Consider the following 15,674-nt stretch of genomic DNA (forward strand, 5'->3'; position numbering starts at 1 on the left):
AGACAATCGGGATGGGGACATGCAACAGAGTGAATGGCCGGGACGATAATTCCGTGGGGGAATACAAAAAACCGTTGGGTCAGCAATTACAACTTGATGACATGCCCCTCGCCCGGCGCAACCTGCCCATGAAACAGCCGCGATATTACACGTTGCGCCGCTTCATAACCTTCATTCTCAACCACCTCCAGCAATGGCGTGGATGTCGCCGTCAGCAACCCATAAAACCGCTGTAATCCTCCACCAATATGCTGGCTGACCTGTTCCGGGCCCCATTCGATATTGCGTTTGCGGATCTGGATCGGTGCAAAAAAGAACACCGGCTGCGGCCCTGAGATAGCGCTCAACTGCGCCTTATCGGTGCTCTGGGCGGAACCGGCGAAACAGCTGTAGACCAATCGATCGGCAAAATGCTGATGCACCTGGTCACGTAACTTGAGGTCGCCGGAAAAATCCACATACAGCGTCGGACGATCATTCGCCAGGCTACCCAACTCCGCGTAGGACATGGTGCGCTCGTAACAACCCAGCGTTTCGACAAAGGCCTTGTTAGCGGTAGAGGTCAGGGCTACCCGTTCCAGGTCGGGATTGTTTTCCAGGCACACCGCAGTGCCGTAAGCGGTTTTGCTCGAAGCACTGGAAAACACCACACGGGTTGCGCCGAAGAGCTCTTTGTCTTGTAGGAAGTCCGCCAACATCGACGACGTCAGGAACAGCGGCTTGAGCAATATCTGCAGGTTTTCAGTGTCTGGCGTGTAATACGAATCCCAACTGCAACGGGTGTATTGGTTGTAGGCCGAGGTCAACGCTTGCCGGTGTTCAGCTGCATCGTAGAAACCGCGCTCGGCAACCCGGTCCGGGCGCATCCACAGATGGCTGGCAATCGGAAAGTAACCGTAAAAGCGCTCGCCAACCTTGATGCCAACGACATCCGACGCCACGACGTCGGCAAATCCCCAGGCCGGGATGTGGCCCCATCCCGTCAACCCTGTAGGAAAGAACCCCCAGTAGTTCATCGAATCGCCATACGCGGCGTAGGTAATGTTGTTGGTGGTCAACGCACAGCGATCGATCTTCAGGATAACTTCGCCGGGCGCCGGAATCAGGCTGCGTTGTTCCTGCTCGATCCGGCTCTGGTCAAAGGCGTTTTTGCGGGTGATGAGCCGTGTTACCGTGATCGGGCTTTGCATCTTTCAGACTCCTGCTGCGAGTAAGTGGCGGGAAGTACCAGAGTAGTTGCTGCCCATGAAGAGCGGGTTCGGAAACACCAAAGACCGCGCGCCCAGCCTCAACTCCCGCGCCAAGCCGTTGAAACGCCCGAGTCAGGCGCGGGCGATCTTCACTGTGGAGGCGATTTATCAGGCGTTTGTTCGGATTTGGCAGCGCAACGGCTGGTCAGGCTTGACCACCCGCCAAGTGGCGCTGGAAGCGGGCGTGGCCATTGGCACCTTGTACGACTATTTCCCGAGCAAGGAAGCCTTGCTGTCGGGTTATGTCCGGCATTCTCTGGATGAACTGCTACAGCATCTGGACGAACAGGTCGTACAGACCAACGACCTGGACTGGCTAACACGGATCAAACGCTTGATCCGCCTGACCTGCGAGCCGAATGATGCGCGACAACCGCTGTTCAACCATGAAGTGTTTGTGATCGAACACCAGTTCACCGAACCCAAACACCATCGGCGGTTGTTTCAGGAGCTGTCGCAAAAATGGCGTGAAGCCTTTGCTGCATGCGCCGACTTGCCCACACAACCGTCGCAAACAACTATTGATGCCTGGGTGATCATGGCCTGGGGTGGTCGGCGGTATTGCGTGGCGGTGCAGCCGACGACGGAGCAAACCGCCGCCTGGTTGTCGGAAATGGAGACGATGATTTGTAGCCGATTGCTTGAGCGCCCTGCCCCCCTGTAGGAGCGAAGCTTGCTCGCGAAGGCGGTATGTCACTCAACATTGATGTTGAATGTAACGACGCCTTCGCGAGCAAGCTTCGCCCCTACAGGTCATTTGTCAGACTTTTTTGTGTTGTTCCACCCATTGCCCGTAGGCATTGATGAAGCTTTGCAAAAACGGCTTCACTGATTCGGACAACTTGCCCGCCTCGTCAAACGCCGTCCCGGCCCCGCCGAGATAAGCTTCCGGCTGCTGCATGCACGGCACATTGAGAAACACCATGGACTGACGCAAGTGATGGTTGGCCCCGAAACCGCCAACGGCGCCTGGCGATACACTGATCACGCCTCCCGGCTTGCCGCTCCAGGCACTCTTGCCATAAGGACGCGATCCGACATCAATCGCATTCTTCAACGGCGCCGGCACGGAACGGTTGTATTCCGGGGTTACAAACAGCACTGCGTCGGATGAACTCACTTGTTGTCGGAAAGTGCTGTAGGCTGCCGGCGGTGAAGCGCCATCGATGTCTTCGTTGTAGAGTGGCAAGTCGCCAATTTCGACGATGTTCAATTTCAGATTGGCAGGCGCCAGATCAGCCAGGGCCAATGCGACCTTGCGGTTGATCGATTCTTTTCTCAAGCTGCCGACCACAACGGCGATCGTATAGACGTTGCTCATGGAAGATTCTCGACTGTCCGATGGAAAGAGCCTGTAGTTATAGATGACGATTCAATCAGCGGGCGAGCGAAAATCGCCGCCCCTGACTATTTTTTTCCTGTAGGAAAACTTACCTCGCCCAACCACGGTCTACAGAACCGCAAATTGAGTGATTTATCTCCAGAGGTTCTAAGCAGATGGCAGCAGTACTCGTCGGTCAGTTCCATGCAAGAGACGCGGAAGGCCGCGTTTATTCCGTGCATGAGTTCCAGGAATCCACCCCGTCGGCAGACGGTCTTGGCGGCACGGAGCCAGTCACCACCTATAAGCTGGCCATTGGCGATCGCGTCAAAAAGCTCGACGACAACCAGTTCCTGTTGATTCAGTCGGATGTCACCATCGTTCGCGAACCCGACACCTACGTCGGTAGCCTGCCGGAAACCACCGTCGCTTCATAACCCTGTGTTATGAGCAGAAGTCATATGCACGCACTTGAGTTAGGATTCAGCCACTGACTCCCTCACCTGCTGAACATGGACTTCACGCATGCGTTTACGTCATATCGAAGTGATCCAGGCGCTCTTGCAGACCGGTCACCTGGGCACCGCTGCCGAATGGCTGCAGTTGCCGGTGACCGAGGTCGAAGGGATTTTGCGCGACGCCGAGGGTCAGTTGGGCTTCATGCTGTTTTCCAGCGTGCGCGGCCGCTTGCAGGCTACGCGCGAGGCGCGGGAGTTGCAGGTCGAGATCGCCCACGTCTATGAAGCCCTTGAGCCGGTCCAGCGTCTGGCCAACAGCCTCAAGCAATACCTGGCGCCACCGCTTCGCGTCATCGGCACCCCGCCGCTGACTCAACAGTTATTGCCCCACAGTATCGCGGCCCTGCGCCGACATTTCCCCGATGCGCCGTGCACCCTCCTGAGTCAACCCACCCGCGAGATCGTCCGTAGCCTGCTGCTGCGCGAAAGCGATCTGGGTCTGAGCCTGCACGACCCCGACCACGCCGACATCGATTGCCAGGTGATTGCCCAAGGCAAACTCCAGCTGCTGGCGCCCCACGGCTGGCTGCAACCCAAGCAGAAATATGTGTCGGTGCAGGACCTGGCCGGTCAGTCGATGGTTGGCCTCGATGGTCACGACCCGCTGAGCCCGGCGCTGGAGACCAAATTGCAGGCGCTGCGCCCGGCCCTGGTGATTCAGACTCGCGTCCAGACTCATCAAATGATGCGCAGCATGGTCGAGGCCGGTGAGGGCTTGGCCATCGTCGACCCTTTCACCGCCCTCGGCGCCAAGTCGTCCGGGCTCGACGCCTGCCCGCTGGCGCCGGCCGTGCCGATCAGCCTCTACGCCCTGACCTTGAAGAACGCCGAGCCCACGCCCGCCGTTGAGGCGTTGCTGGCGATCATCACGGAACAAGCCGTGGCGATGATGGCGAGCTGAGCGGGTTTTCCAGCGGGTTATCGAACAATCGATACCAGAACAGCGCCACTTCGGCGGTGTTCGGATCGATGCCGCGATAGCGCAGATGATCGATCCCGCCTATCAGATAACCACAGCGTTCATAGAGCCGGCAGGCCCCCAGGTTGTTGTTCTGGGTTTCGAGCATGATGCCCGGCAGTTTCTTCTTGCGACTCCAGAACTGCGCCACATCCAGTAGCGACTTGGCCACACCATGGCGCCGGGCCGGCGCATGCACCGCCAGTTCGTCGATGTGGGCAAAGCCATTCCAGTTGGTGCTGATCACCAAGTGGCCCACTGGTTCGTCATCCAGATACGCCATGAAAATCGCACTGTCGGCGGCATCGCGGAAACTGCTGAACTCTTCCGGATCGATGCCGTAGCACTTTCGATAAGGAGTGATTGGCGTCACCGGCCATTGCGCCACCGGTTTACCAATTTCAGCAGCCCCATAGGCGGCGACTTCAAAACTGAAATCGCTGCCCCAGATGTAGGCCGCAAAACCATCGTCGGCGACGCGCACCGACAGCCCTGGGTATTTCGGATTCATGACCGGTTGCATACTGGGAAAGGTCCTCATTCCTTGATGCAATCGACGGTGTAATGCCGTCCATTGCCCTCATCTTCGTGTTGCAATCCGTGCACATCGGCGACAAATCCGGGAAAGCTGCTGTCGAAGGTACGGGCGAATGACAGGTAATCGATGATCGAACGGGTCGACTCGGTGAAGCGTTCACCGGGCATGATCAACGGGATTCCTGGTGGGTACGGCACCAGCATCACGGCGGCGATTCGCCCATCCAGGGCATCGATCGACACCGCCTCTACCTCACCGCGCACCAGATAATCATAGGCGTCGGCGGGCTTCATGGCGATTTCCGGCAGCACGGTATACATGCGTTTGAGGTGCTTGGCCGTGGCGTTGCTGCGATAACAGGCGTGCAGTTCATCGCACAGATCCCGCAGGCCCATGCCCTGATAGCGCGTCGGGTTTTCCTGGGCAACACAAGGCAGGCAGGCATTCAGGCTGACGTTGGCGTCGTAACTGCGCTTGAACTCCAGCAACTCGGTGAGCAACGTGCTCCACTTGCCTTTGGTGATGCCCATGGAGAACAGCACCAGGAACGAATACAACCCGGTCTTCTCGACCACCAGCCCGCGCTCCCAGAGGAATTTGCTGACCACCGCCGCCGGAATCCCGCGCTCGCTCAAGGCGCCACCAGCGGTCAGGCCCGGCATGACCAGCGTGACCTTGATCGGATCGAGCAGCACGTAGTCATCGGTCACGCCGCCAAAGCCGTGCCAGTCGGCATCGGGCTGCAGCAGCCAGTCTTCGGTGATGACCTGGGTGATGCCTTCCACCGACGGTGGCTGCCAGATGGAAAACCACCAGTCATCCGCCGCAATGTGCTGACGCAGATTGGCCAGCGCCCGGCGAAAACTCAGGGCTTCGTCGAACATTTCCTGCAACAGCGAACGCCCGGCCGGGCCTTCCATCATCGCCGAGGCCACGTCCAGCGAAGCGATGATGCTGTATTGCGGCGAAGTGGAGATGTGCATCATGAACGCTTCGTTGAAACGGTCGCGGTCCAGTTGCCGCGCACCACCGTCCTGTACGTGGATCATTGACGCCTGACTGAACGCCGCCAACAGTTTGTGCGTGGAGTGGGTGGTGAACACCAACGGGCTGTCTTCACTGCGCGAGGTGCCCATGCCGTAACGCCCGGCGAAGAACTCGTGAAACGCCGCGTAGGCATACCAGGCCTCGTCGAAGTGCAAGACCTCGACGCTATTGCCGAGGTTCTGTTTGATCAGCTCGGCGTTGTAGCAGAGGCCGTCGTAGGTCGAATTGGTCACCACCGCCAGTTTGACCTTGGGTTCCCGGCCCTTGGTCAACGGGCTGGCATCGATTTTGGCCTGGATCGATTCGCGACTGAACTCACTCAGCGGAATCGGGCCGATGATCCCCAGTTCATTGCGCTCCGGGCACAGGTACAGCGGGATGGCGCCGGTCATGATGATCGAGTGCAGCACCGACTTGTGGCAGTTGCGATCCACCAGCACCAGGTCATCCCGGGCGACCATCGAATGCCAGACGATCTTGTTCGCCGTCGAGGTGCCATTGATCACGAAAAAGGTGTGATCGGCGCCGAAATTGCGCGCGGCCCTTGCCTCGGCTTCGGCCAGAGGGCCGGTGTGATCAAGCAGCGAGCCGAGCTCCGGCACTGACACCGACAGATCCGAGCGCAGGGTGTTTTCCCCGAAGAACTGGTGAAACGCCTGCCCTACCGGACTCTTGTGATAGGCCACTCCACCGCCGTGGCCGGGGGTGTGCCAGGAATAGTTGGAATCGGCGGTGTGCTGCACCAACGCCTTGAAAAATGGCGGCAACAGACCATCCAGGTACTTGCGCGCCGCCCGGGCGACCTGACGGGCGAGGAACGGCACGGTGTCTTCGAACAGGTACAGAATGCCGCGTAGCTGATTAAGCTCGGCCATGGCATCGGCCGGGGCGTTTTCCAGGGTGACCTGCTCGCCCAGGGCGAAGATCGGCAAGTCCGGCGCTCGCACGCGCGCCAGGCCGATCAATTCGGCCATATTGTGTAACAAATGAGAGTTCGTGCTGGCGTCTTCGGCGGCGATCAACATGCACGACAGGCCGTGATGGGTCGAGGCAACAAGCCGCCCTTCGGTGTAATCCACCGCACTGAGAATGCTGAAGCCTTCCTGCTCCAGCTCCCGGGCGATGCCACGCACCCGGTCACCGGCAACCGTGTCGGCCTTGATGTCGCGGTGGACGATCAGGACCGGGAATTTCAAATCTTTATACATGGGGCTCGGTGTCCTGAGGCGGCAGACCGTGGCCCGCCAATCACCTCAGGGTAGAGGGTTGAGGAGGATGTGGCGAGGATGGCACCTTGCCCTTGGGCATGACGGCGACGCCGAAAATCAAAAGATCGCAGCCTTCGGCAGCTCCTACAGGGGTATGCGGTCTATGTAGGAGCTGCCGAAGGCTGCGATCTTGTAAGGTTTTATGCTTGAGCCTTGGCTTCCACCAACTGCTGCCACAACGACGGCGCACCGGCGGATTTGGCCACCGCTTCCAGACGCACCAAATGCTGCGCCAGATCATCTTCACTGGCGCGGATGATCCGGGTTGGCTGGCGATCGGCCGGCAGGCGACGAATCTCGGTGGCGGAGTTGTCCGCGCCTTCGCCGGAACCGTTGCCGTCAGACGCGTTACCCGCCAGGGACAGGCTGGTCTGGCCACCGGTCATGGTCAGGTAAACGTCGGCGAGGATCTCGGAGTCGAGCAAAGCGCCGTGAAGTTCGCGGCCGGAGTTGTCGACGCCATAGCGCTTGCACAAGGCATCGAGGCTGTTGCGCTGACCTGGGTGACGTTCCCGGGCCATCATCAGGGTGTCGAGGATCGAGCAGTGCTGCGTGATGTCGGCGCGATCCTGCTGGCCCATCAGCGCGAATTCGTTGTTGATGAAGCCAACGTCGAACGCCGCGTTATGGATGATCAGTTGCGCGCCCTTGATGAATTCGAAAAACTCATCGGCCACCTCGGCGAAGCGCGGCTTGCCCACCAGAAATTCGTTGGTGATGCCGTGGACGCCGATGGCGCCTTCGTCACTCTCACGATCTGGTTGCAGGTAAACGTGAAAGTGCCGGCCCGTGAGGCGCCGACCGATCAACTCGACACAACCGATTTCGATAATCCGGTGGCCGTCGGTCACCGGCATGCCGGTGGTTTCGGTATCGAGTACAACGGATCTGGTGGCCATCAGTGCTCAGCTCTCAACGGGTCAATCGTGCAAAAAACGGCGATGTTAACACGCTCGCGAGGACCCGTTGTGATCGTTCCCACGCTCTGCGGGGGAATGCCGCCCCGGACGCACCGCGTCCTGCATATGATGTGACGCGGAGCGTCACGGAATGCATTCCCACGCAGAGCGTGGGAACGATCAGCGGGGTCAATCCTGCTTATAACCGCGCACTTCGTCGACGCCGCGATTGGCCAACTGGTCAGCGCGTTCGTTGCCATGGTGGCCGATGTGTCCGCGCACCCATTTCCAGGTGACCTTGTGGCGGTTGACCTGTTCGTCCAGCAGCTTCCACAGATCGGCGTTTTTGACCGGTTCTTTCGCCGCGGTTTTCCAGCCGCGTTTCTTCCAGTTGACCATCCACTCGTTGATGCCTTTCATCACGTACTGGGAGTCGGTCACCAGCAGCACCTCGCAGGAACGCTTGAGTTCTTCCAGGCCCTTGATCGCGCCCATCAGTTCCATGCGGTTGTTAGTGGTGTTGGCTTCGCCACCCCAGAGTTCCTTCTCGACGCCCTTGCACACCAGCAGTGCGCCCCAGCCGCCGGGGCCGGGGTTGCCTTTGCAGGCGCCATCAGTGAACAGTTCTACGCTATCGCTCATGCCAATCTATCCAGAAAAATGCGGTGGCTCGCCGATCCAGGATCGACGATGCCCGAGGCCGGGCTAGCCCGGCCGGGAAAATAAAGAGTATTTACGGCTCGATATGGCGACGATTGACCTTGGCCATCGGCAACGGAATCAGCTTGCCCATCGGTTCGCGTCGCTCCTGACGCACGGGGCGCAGGCCCACCACGATCTTGCGCGCGACCAATAAATAGAAGCCGCCGCCCGACAGTTGCCAGTCACCGGCCTTGCGTTCCCAGCCCGCCAGACGGGCCTGCCATTTGGGCGAAGCAAGCGGCGGACGATAGCACCCGAAGCGGCGTTTCTCCAGCGCGAAACCCAGCAGGTTCAACCAGTCACCGACCCGCGACGGCGAAATGCAACGGGCCTTGCGCAAGGCGTCGTGGGCGAACACGTGGCGCAGGCCCCAAGTGCTCCAGGGATTGATGCCGATGATCAGCAGATGCCCGCCGGGCCGCACGCTGCTCGCCGCTTCACGCAGCAAACCGTGGGGCGACAGACAGAAATCCAGCCCATGCTGCAACACCACCACATCGGCGGCGTGCTCGCTCAAGGGCCAGGCCTGTTCTTCGCAGACGATCTCGACCCCAGGCAACGGCGCACCCAGTCGCACGTTTCGCTGCACCTGCGGCGCCGACGGTGGCGTCTCGGCCGATGGACCGTAGTGCACCAGATAGCCGCCGAAGAACCGGCCCAACTCGTCTTCGAGCATGCGCCGTTCTTCATCCAGCAGAAATTGCCCGATCGGGCCGGCCAGCCATTCACGGGCTGCGCTGATCAATGTCAGCCACTCAGGATCGGCCTGAGCGAACGCTTTATCGGTCATTGCATTCTCCAAAGCGCCAGGAAGTTCTAAGATGCGCCATTGTTTTCCGCTTGGCGAATCCGACGATGATACAGATCAGTGCCCTGCCCGCCTTCACCGACAACTACATCTGGTTGTTACAAGACCACCGCACCCAACGCTGCGCCGTGGTCGATCCGGGAGACGCCGCGCCCGTCCAGGCCTGGCTGGCCGCGCATCCGGGCTGGGTGCTCAGCGATATTCTGATCACTCACCATCATCATGACCACGTCGGCGGCGTCGAGCAGCTGAAAAAAGCGACAAACGCAAAAGTCTACGGCCCGGCCAGCGAAACCATCCCGGCACGGGACGTGGCGCTCCAGGACAACGACCGCATCAGCGTGCTTGGCTGGGACTTCGATGTATATGCCGTCCCCGGCCACACCTTGGGGCATATTGCCTTTTATCATCACGGCCTGCTGTTTTGCGGCGACACCCTGTTCGCCGCCGGTTGCGGCCGGTTGTTCGAAGGCACTCCGGAGCAGATGCACACTTCGCTGACGCGCCTGGCCTCGTTGCCTGAGGATACGCTGGTGTATTGCACCCACGAGTACACCCTGAGCAACCTGAAGTTTGCCGCAGCGGTGGAACCAGGCAATCCGGACACTGCCGCACGTCTGGAAAAAGTCGCCGCCCAGCGCCAGGCCGGAATCATGACGCTGCCCTCTACGCTGGCGCTTGAAAAGCTGACTAACCCCTTTTTGCGGGTCGACGAAACATCCGTTAAAGAAAAAGTGGACGAACGGAACGGAACCCAAAACCGGGGTCCGAGTGCGGTTTTTGCTGCCTTGCGGGCTTGGAAAGATAAGTTCTAAGCTGGCTACCTGTTGGTACAAAAATTCTGAATGGTTGACCGCAGGGGGTACGCTTTCTAGAATCGCCCGACATTTTTGCCCGGAACTTACTTCCAGCCAATGTCGTCATCTATTCGTAAAGCCATCAATTCAGACGCATTGACCCGCTTGGCTCAAGCCATCGCGGTGGCTGTGTCCGCCACATTGGCGGGCTGTTCAAGCCATGTCCCGCAAACCGAAGCCACGCATACCCCGAATATTGCCGCGCGAGCCAAGCAGAAACCGATCTGGCTCAGCGAGAAACCAACACCGCAAGTACCACAGGACGTCTGGGAGCGCATGCGCCAAGGCTTCCAGTTGCAGGACGGCCTGGGTGTCAACCCGCGCATCGAGCAACAACGACTGTGGTTTGCCAGTAACCCGTCCTTCCTCGAAAACGCCGGCGAACGCGGCAGCCTGTACATCCACTACATCGTCGAACGCCTCGAAGAACGCAACATGCCGCTGGAACTGGCGCTGCTGCCAGTGATTGAAAGCGCCTATAACCCGATGGCCTATTCCCGAGCCGACGCGGTGGGTCTTTGGCAATTCATCCCTTCCACCGGGCGTTACTTCAACCTGCGTCAGACCCGTTTCTATGATGGCCGTCGCGACATCACCGCCTCGACCACCGCCGCCATGGATTACCTGACACGTCTGCACGACATGTTCAACGGTGACTGGTTGCTGGCCCTCGCCGCTTATAACGCTGGCGAAGGCACGGTCAGCCGGGCCATCGAGCGTAACGAGAAGCTCGGACTGCCAACCGACTACTGGAACCTGCCGCTGCCGGCCGAAACCCAGGCCTATGTGCCGAAGTTGCTGGCCCTGTCGCAAGTAGTGTTGGCGCCAGAAGCCTACGGCGTGAACCTCAACCCGATCGCCAACGAACCGTATTTCCAGGTCGTCGAAATCAACCAGCGCATGGACCTGTCCAAGGTTGCCGCGGTGGCCAACATCGACGAAGACGAACTGTTCCAGCTCAATCCGGCCTTCAAGCAACGCACCACCATCGACGGCCCGCAGCATTTGCTGGTACCGACGTCCAAGGCGCAACTGCTGACCGCCAGTCTGTCAACCATGCGTCCCGAGGAGCTGATCAGCACGCGTCAGCTCAAGCCTGTGTTCGAAGGCGCTGACGACAACGAAATTGCCAAACTCAAGCGCGCCTATCGGGTGAAACGTGGCGACAACCTCGCTGCCATCGCCAAGGCGAACAAGGTCGATGTCAAAGACCTGCAGCGCTGGAACAAGATGACCGGCAAAAACCTCAAGGTCGGCCAGACCCTGGTCATGCAGGACAACACCAAACGCAGCGCCGGTCGCATCAACACCGTCGTGGCAGCGAACGGCAAGACGAGCAACAAGGCAGCCAGCAAGACGCAACAGACCCAGTACAAGGTCAAGCAAGGCGACTCGCTGTATATGGTTGCCAAACGTTTCAACGTTGAAATGCAGCACCTCAAGCGCTGGAACCCACGGGTTGGCCAGGCGCTGAAGCCGGGGCAGATGCTGACAGTGTCTTCGCCACGCTAATAAAAGAGCCCCTGAATTCAGGGGCTTTTTTTGCCTGCGATCTGGGTAACCGCTACAGTCGCCTGTAGCAGCTGCCGAGCCCGCGAGGCTGCGTTCGGCTGCGAAGCAGTCGTGAATTCAGACGACGCGGTGTATCAGGAAAATTTCTCACTCAGGTTTCACGACTGCTTCGCAGCCGAACGCAGCCTCGCGGGCTCGGCAGCTGCTACAGGCGGCCCGCACCCGCAATTAACAGCGCATTAACCCCCTGTCTTTTTCCTGCCGATACAAGCTGTTACTGTACGGCCCACAAAGCCCAAGCCGCCTGGATCGGATCTCTGACTTGAAGCGTCCCCTCCTCCTTCTCCTGATCAGCCTGGCCTTGAGCCCCTGCGCCAGCGCGACGATCAGCGAAAGCCATGGTTATGCGCAGTTCGGCACGCTCAAGTACCCGGCCAGATTTACCCACTTCGACTGGGTCAACCCGCAAGCGCCCAAGGGCGGTACGTTGCGGGTGATGGCGTTTGGCACCTTCGATACGCTGAATCCGTACACTTTCAAGGGCACCAGCCCGGTGACCACGGCGAATTTCCTGCAATACGGCATCAACGAGCTCAACGAACCGCTGATGGTCGGCACCGGCCAGTACGCGCCGTCCGGCGACGAGCCGACCTCCAGCTATGGTCTGATCGCCCAATCGGTGGAATACAGCGAAGATCGCAGCTGGGTGGTGTTCAACCTGCGCCCCGAAGCGCGCTTTCACGATGGCACGCCGATCACCGCCTACGACGTGGCGTTTTCCTACCGCTTGCTGCTCAAGGAAGGCCATCCGCAATACCGCACCAATCTTCAGGAAGTGTTGCGGGTCGACATTCTCAACCCGCAACGCATCCGCTTCGTGTTCAAGCGCGCCGGCAATCCGTTGCTGATCCTGCGCCTGGGCGAGTTGCCGGTGCTGCCGCAGCATTACTGGAAAGATCGCGACTTCAAGGCCACCACCTTCGAGCCGCCGCTGGGCAGCGGGCCGTATCGCATCACTTCGGTGCAGCCGGGGCGTCAGATCGTCTTCGAACGGGTCAAGGATTACTGGGGCAAGGACCTGGCGGTCAATCGCGGCAAGTACAACTTCGATCGCATGGAAGTCGAGTTCTACCGCGACAGCGACGTGGCCTTCGAAGCGTTCAAGGCCGGCGAGTTCGACATCTACATCGAGCACCAGGCCAAGAACTGGGAAAACGGCTACAACTTCCCGGCCGTAAGGCGCGGCGACGTGATCAAGGCGCAGATCCCGCACCAGATCCCGACCCAGAGCCAAGGCCTGTTCATGAACAGCCGGCGCCCGACCTTTGCCGAGGTCAAGGTCCGCGAAGCACTCGGGCTGATGTTCGATTTCGAGTGGACCAACCGCACGCTGTTCAGCGGCGCCTACAAGCGCGCCATGAGTTACTACCCCAACAGCGAATTCGAAGCCAGCGGGCTACCGGTCGGGCATGAATGGCTGATGCTCAAGCCCTATCGCGAGCAGTTACCCGCCAAGCTCCTCACCGAGCCCTTCAGCCTGCCGCAGACCGACGGGCGCGGCATTCCACGGGAAACCATGCGCAAGGCCCTGGGCCTGCTTGGCGAGGCCGGCTGGAAGCTGAACGGTCAACGGGTGGAAAACACCAAAGGCCAGCCGCTCAGGTTTGAGATCCTGCTGGTCAACCCAAACCTGGAACGCATCCTCCAGCCCTACGTCGAGAACCTCAATAGCATCGGCATCGACGCGCGGTTGCGCACGGTGGATCGCGCCCAGTACAAACAACGCCTGGATCAGTTCGATTTCGACATGATCCTGATGACCCTCAACCAGACCCTCAGTCCGGGCCTGGAGCAATGGCAGTATTTCCATTCCAGCCAGGTCGGGGTCAAGGGCAGTAAAAACTACGCCGGCATCGCCAACCCGGTGGTCGATCATTTGCTCGAACAATTGCTCGGCGCCCAGACGCGCGACGAACAAGTCGCTGCCGGCAAGGCCCTCGACCGGGTGCTGCTGTGGCAGCACTACAGCATTCCCAACTGGTACCTCAATTATCACCGCCTGGCCTACCGCAACCGGTTGGCCTTCGTCACCACGCCGCCCTACACCCTGGGTTTGAGCGCGTGGTGGCTGAAGTCTTCGGAGAAAGATCAATGAAGCCCCTACGCGCCCTGCTCCTGCAGGCCAGCGGTCTGTTGTTCGCCGGGCTGGCCTGCGCCGCCCCGCAACATGCCTTGACCCTGTACAACGAGCCGCCGAAATACCCGGCCGACTTCAAGCACTTCGATTACGTCAACCCGGACGCGCCCAAGGGCGGAATCTTCCGCCAGGCCGGTTTCGGCGGCTTCGACAGCCTTAACCCGTTCATCAGCAAAGGGGTAGCGGCTGACAACATCGATATGATCTACGACACCCTGGCCAAACAGGGTCTGGACGAACCGTTCAGCGAGTACGGCCTGATCGCCGGCAAGATCGAAAAAGCCCCGGACAACAGCTGGGTGCGTTTCTACCTGCGCCCCGAAGCGCGCTTCCACGACGGCCACCCGGTGCGCGCCGAAGACGTGGTGTTCAGCTTCCAGACCCTGATCAAGGACGGTGCCCCGCTCTATCGCGGCTACTACAACGATGTCGCCGACGTGGTCGCCGAAGACCCGTTGACGGTGCTGTTCAAGTTCAAGCACAGCAACAACCGCGAACTGCCGCTGATCCTCGGCCAGTTGCCGGTGCTGCCGAAACACTGGTGGGCCACCCGCGACTTCAACAAGGGCAACCTGGAAATACCGCTGGGCAGCGGGCCTTACAAAGTCAGCGAAGTGAAAGCCGGGCGTTCGGTGCGCTATGAGCGGGTCAAGGATTACTGGGGCAAGGACCTGCCGGCAAACCGTGGCTTCTACAACTTCGATGTGATGACCACTGATTATTACCGCGACAACACCGTGGCCCTGGAAGCGCTCAAGGCCGGGCAGTTCGACTACTGGCTGGAGATGACCGCGAAAAACTGGGCCAACGCCTACAACATCCCGGCGGTGACCGAGGGACGATTGATCAAGGAACAGATTCCCAACGGTAACCCGACCGGCATGCAGGGATTTGTGTTCAACCTGCGGCGCGCGGCGTTCCAAGACGTGCGCGTGCGCCAGGCCCTGACGTTGCTGCTGGACTTTGAATGGACCAACAAGCAACTGTTCAACGGCGCCTACGCCCGCACGCGCAGTTACTTTGAAAACTCGGAAATGGCCGCCACCGGCCTGCCGGACGCCGATCAACTGGCGATCCTCGACCCGTTCCGCAGCAAGCTTCCGGCCCAGGTGTTCAGCGAAGCGTTCCAGAACCCGGTGACCGACGCCAGCGGCATGATCCGCACCCAGCAGCGCAAGGCTTATCAACTGCTGCAAGAGGCCGGCTGGCGGATCGTCGACGACAAAATGGTCGACGCCAACGGCAAACCGGTGATCATCGAGTTCCTGCTGGCCCAGACCGAATTCGAACGGGTGCTGTTGCCGTTCAAGCGCAACCTCAGCGACCTTGGTATCGACCTGGTGATTCGCCGGGTCGACGTCTCGCAGTACATCAACCGCGTGCGCTCCCGGGACTTCGACATGATCGTCGGCAGCTTCCCGCAGTCCAACTCGCCGGGCAACGAACAGCGCGAATTCTGGATGTCCGCCGCCGCCGACAAGCCCGGCAGCCGCAATTCCATGGGTTTGAAAGACCCGGTGGTGGACCAATTGGTCGAGGGCCTGATCAACTCTGATTCACGCAAAAGCCTGGTGGCCCACGCCCGCGCACTGGACCGCGTGCTGCAATGGGGCTATTACGTGATCCCCAACTGGCACATCAAGACCTGGCGCGTGGCGTACTGGAACCACATCGGCCACCCGAAGGTTTCACCCAAGTACGACATCGGCATCAATACCTGGTGGGTCAAGCCCGATGCAAAACCGGCGATAGAAGTCGAAACCAAACTGCAAGCCGACCCTGCGGGCACGGAGTAATCA

General features: G+C 59.8%; 14 protein-coding genes. 7 read left to right on the forward strand and 7 right to left on the reverse strand.

Annotated features, from left to right (window positions below; genetic code table 11):
- Positions 1 to 86: 86 nt before the first annotated feature.
- Positions 87 to 1,190 (reverse strand): DUF2855 family protein, encoded by a 1,104-nt coding sequence (locus tag ACA071_RS17770; protein ID WP_497640345.1) that lies wholly within the window; start codon positions 1,188 to 1,190, stop codon positions 87 to 89.
- 55 nt (positions 1,191 to 1,245) lie between these two features.
- Between ACA071_RS17770 and ACA071_RS17775 the strand changes: the two genes are divergently transcribed.
- Positions 1,246 to 1,914, forward strand: a complete 669-nt coding sequence (locus ACA071_RS17775; RefSeq protein WP_497640346.1) for a TetR/AcrR family transcriptional regulator — start codon at positions 1,246 to 1,248, stop codon at positions 1,912 to 1,914.
- 96 nt (positions 1,915 to 2,010) lie between these two features.
- On the opposite strand, the gene ACA071_RS17780 is transcribed toward ACA071_RS17775, so the two are convergent.
- Complete coding sequence (locus tag ACA071_RS17780; protein ID WP_133836173.1) at positions 2,011 to 2,571, reverse strand: NADPH-dependent FMN reductase; 561 nt, start codon at positions 2,569 to 2,571, stop codon at positions 2,011 to 2,013.
- A 176-nt stretch (positions 2,572 to 2,747) separates the two neighbouring features.
- Between ACA071_RS17780 and ACA071_RS17785 the strand changes: the two genes are divergently transcribed.
- Both ACA071_RS17785 and ACA071_RS17790 read left to right on the forward strand, forming a co-directional pair.
- Complete coding sequence (locus ACA071_RS17785) at positions 2,748 to 3,008, forward strand: hypothetical protein (protein ID WP_169369095.1); 261 nt, start codon at positions 2,748 to 2,750, stop codon at positions 3,006 to 3,008.
- Positions 3,009 to 3,096: 88 nt separating this feature from the next.
- Positions 3,097 to 3,990 (forward strand): LysR substrate-binding domain-containing protein, encoded by an 894-nt coding sequence (locus tag ACA071_RS17790; protein ID WP_497640347.1) that lies wholly within the window; start codon positions 3,097 to 3,099, stop codon positions 3,988 to 3,990.
- Here the strand turns inward: ACA071_RS17790 and ACA071_RS17795 are convergent.
- From ACA071_RS17795 to ACA071_RS17815, 5 genes are all read right to left on the reverse strand, one after another.
- Positions 3,956 to 4,570 (reverse strand): GNAT family N-acetyltransferase, encoded by a 615-nt coding sequence (locus ACA071_RS17795; protein WP_497640348.1) that lies wholly within the window; start codon positions 4,568 to 4,570, stop codon positions 3,956 to 3,958. The genes ACA071_RS17790 and ACA071_RS17795 overlap by 35 nt on opposite strands.
- A 14-nt stretch (positions 4,571 to 4,584) precedes the next feature.
- Positions 4,585 to 6,840 (reverse strand): Orn/Lys/Arg family decarboxylase, encoded by a 2,256-nt coding sequence (locus ACA071_RS17800; protein ID WP_497640349.1) that lies wholly within the window; start codon positions 6,838 to 6,840, stop codon positions 4,585 to 4,587.
- 200 nt (positions 6,841 to 7,040) lie between these two features.
- A complete protein-coding gene (gene dnaQ / locus ACA071_RS17805; RefSeq protein ID WP_497640350.1) occupies positions 7,041 to 7,799 on the reverse strand; it encodes a DNA polymerase III subunit epsilon in 759 nt (252 codons plus the stop codon).
- A 189-nt stretch (positions 7,800 to 7,988) separates the two neighbouring features.
- A complete protein-coding gene (gene rnhA / locus ACA071_RS17810) occupies positions 7,989 to 8,441 on the reverse strand; it encodes a ribonuclease HI (RefSeq protein WP_497640351.1) in 453 nt (150 codons plus the stop codon).
- A gap of 91 nt (positions 8,442 to 8,532) precedes the next feature.
- On the reverse strand, positions 8,533 to 9,291 hold the full coding sequence (locus tag ACA071_RS17815; protein ID WP_497640352.1) for a methyltransferase domain-containing protein: 759 nt from the start codon (positions 9,289 to 9,291) through the stop codon (positions 8,533 to 8,535).
- Positions 9,292 to 9,356: 65 nt separating this feature from the next.
- Between ACA071_RS17815 and gloB the strand changes: the two genes are divergently transcribed.
- The 4 genes from gloB (at position 9,357) to ACA071_RS17835 (ending at position 15,671) form a co-directional block, all read left to right on the forward strand.
- The gene (gloB, locus tag ACA071_RS17820) at positions 9,357 to 10,124 is read left to right on the forward strand and encodes a hydroxyacylglutathione hydrolase (RefSeq protein ID WP_497645335.1); all 768 of its coding nucleotides are present in this window, start codon (positions 9,357 to 9,359) and stop codon (positions 10,122 to 10,124) included.
- Positions 10,125 to 10,223: 99 nt separating this feature from the next.
- Positions 10,224 to 11,678 carry a transglycosylase SLT domain-containing protein gene (locus tag ACA071_RS17825; RefSeq protein WP_497640353.1) on the forward strand — a complete coding sequence of 485 codons (1,455 nt, stop codon included), beginning with the start codon at positions 10,224 to 10,226 and terminating at the stop codon, positions 11,676 to 11,678.
- 346 nt (positions 11,679 to 12,024) lie between these two features.
- A complete protein-coding gene (locus ACA071_RS17830) occupies positions 12,025 to 13,833 on the forward strand; it encodes an extracellular solute-binding protein (protein ID WP_497645336.1) in 1,809 nt (602 codons plus the stop codon).
- Positions 13,830 to 15,671 carry an extracellular solute-binding protein gene (locus tag ACA071_RS17835; RefSeq protein WP_497640354.1) on the forward strand — a complete coding sequence of 614 codons (1,842 nt, stop codon included), beginning with the start codon at positions 13,830 to 13,832 and terminating at the stop codon, positions 15,669 to 15,671. Before ACA071_RS17830 ends, ACA071_RS17835 begins: the two co-directional genes overlap by 4 nt.
- Positions 15,672 to 15,674 lie beyond the last annotated feature (3 nt).

Source organism: Pseudomonas sp. LBUM1646, assembly GCF_059716165.1.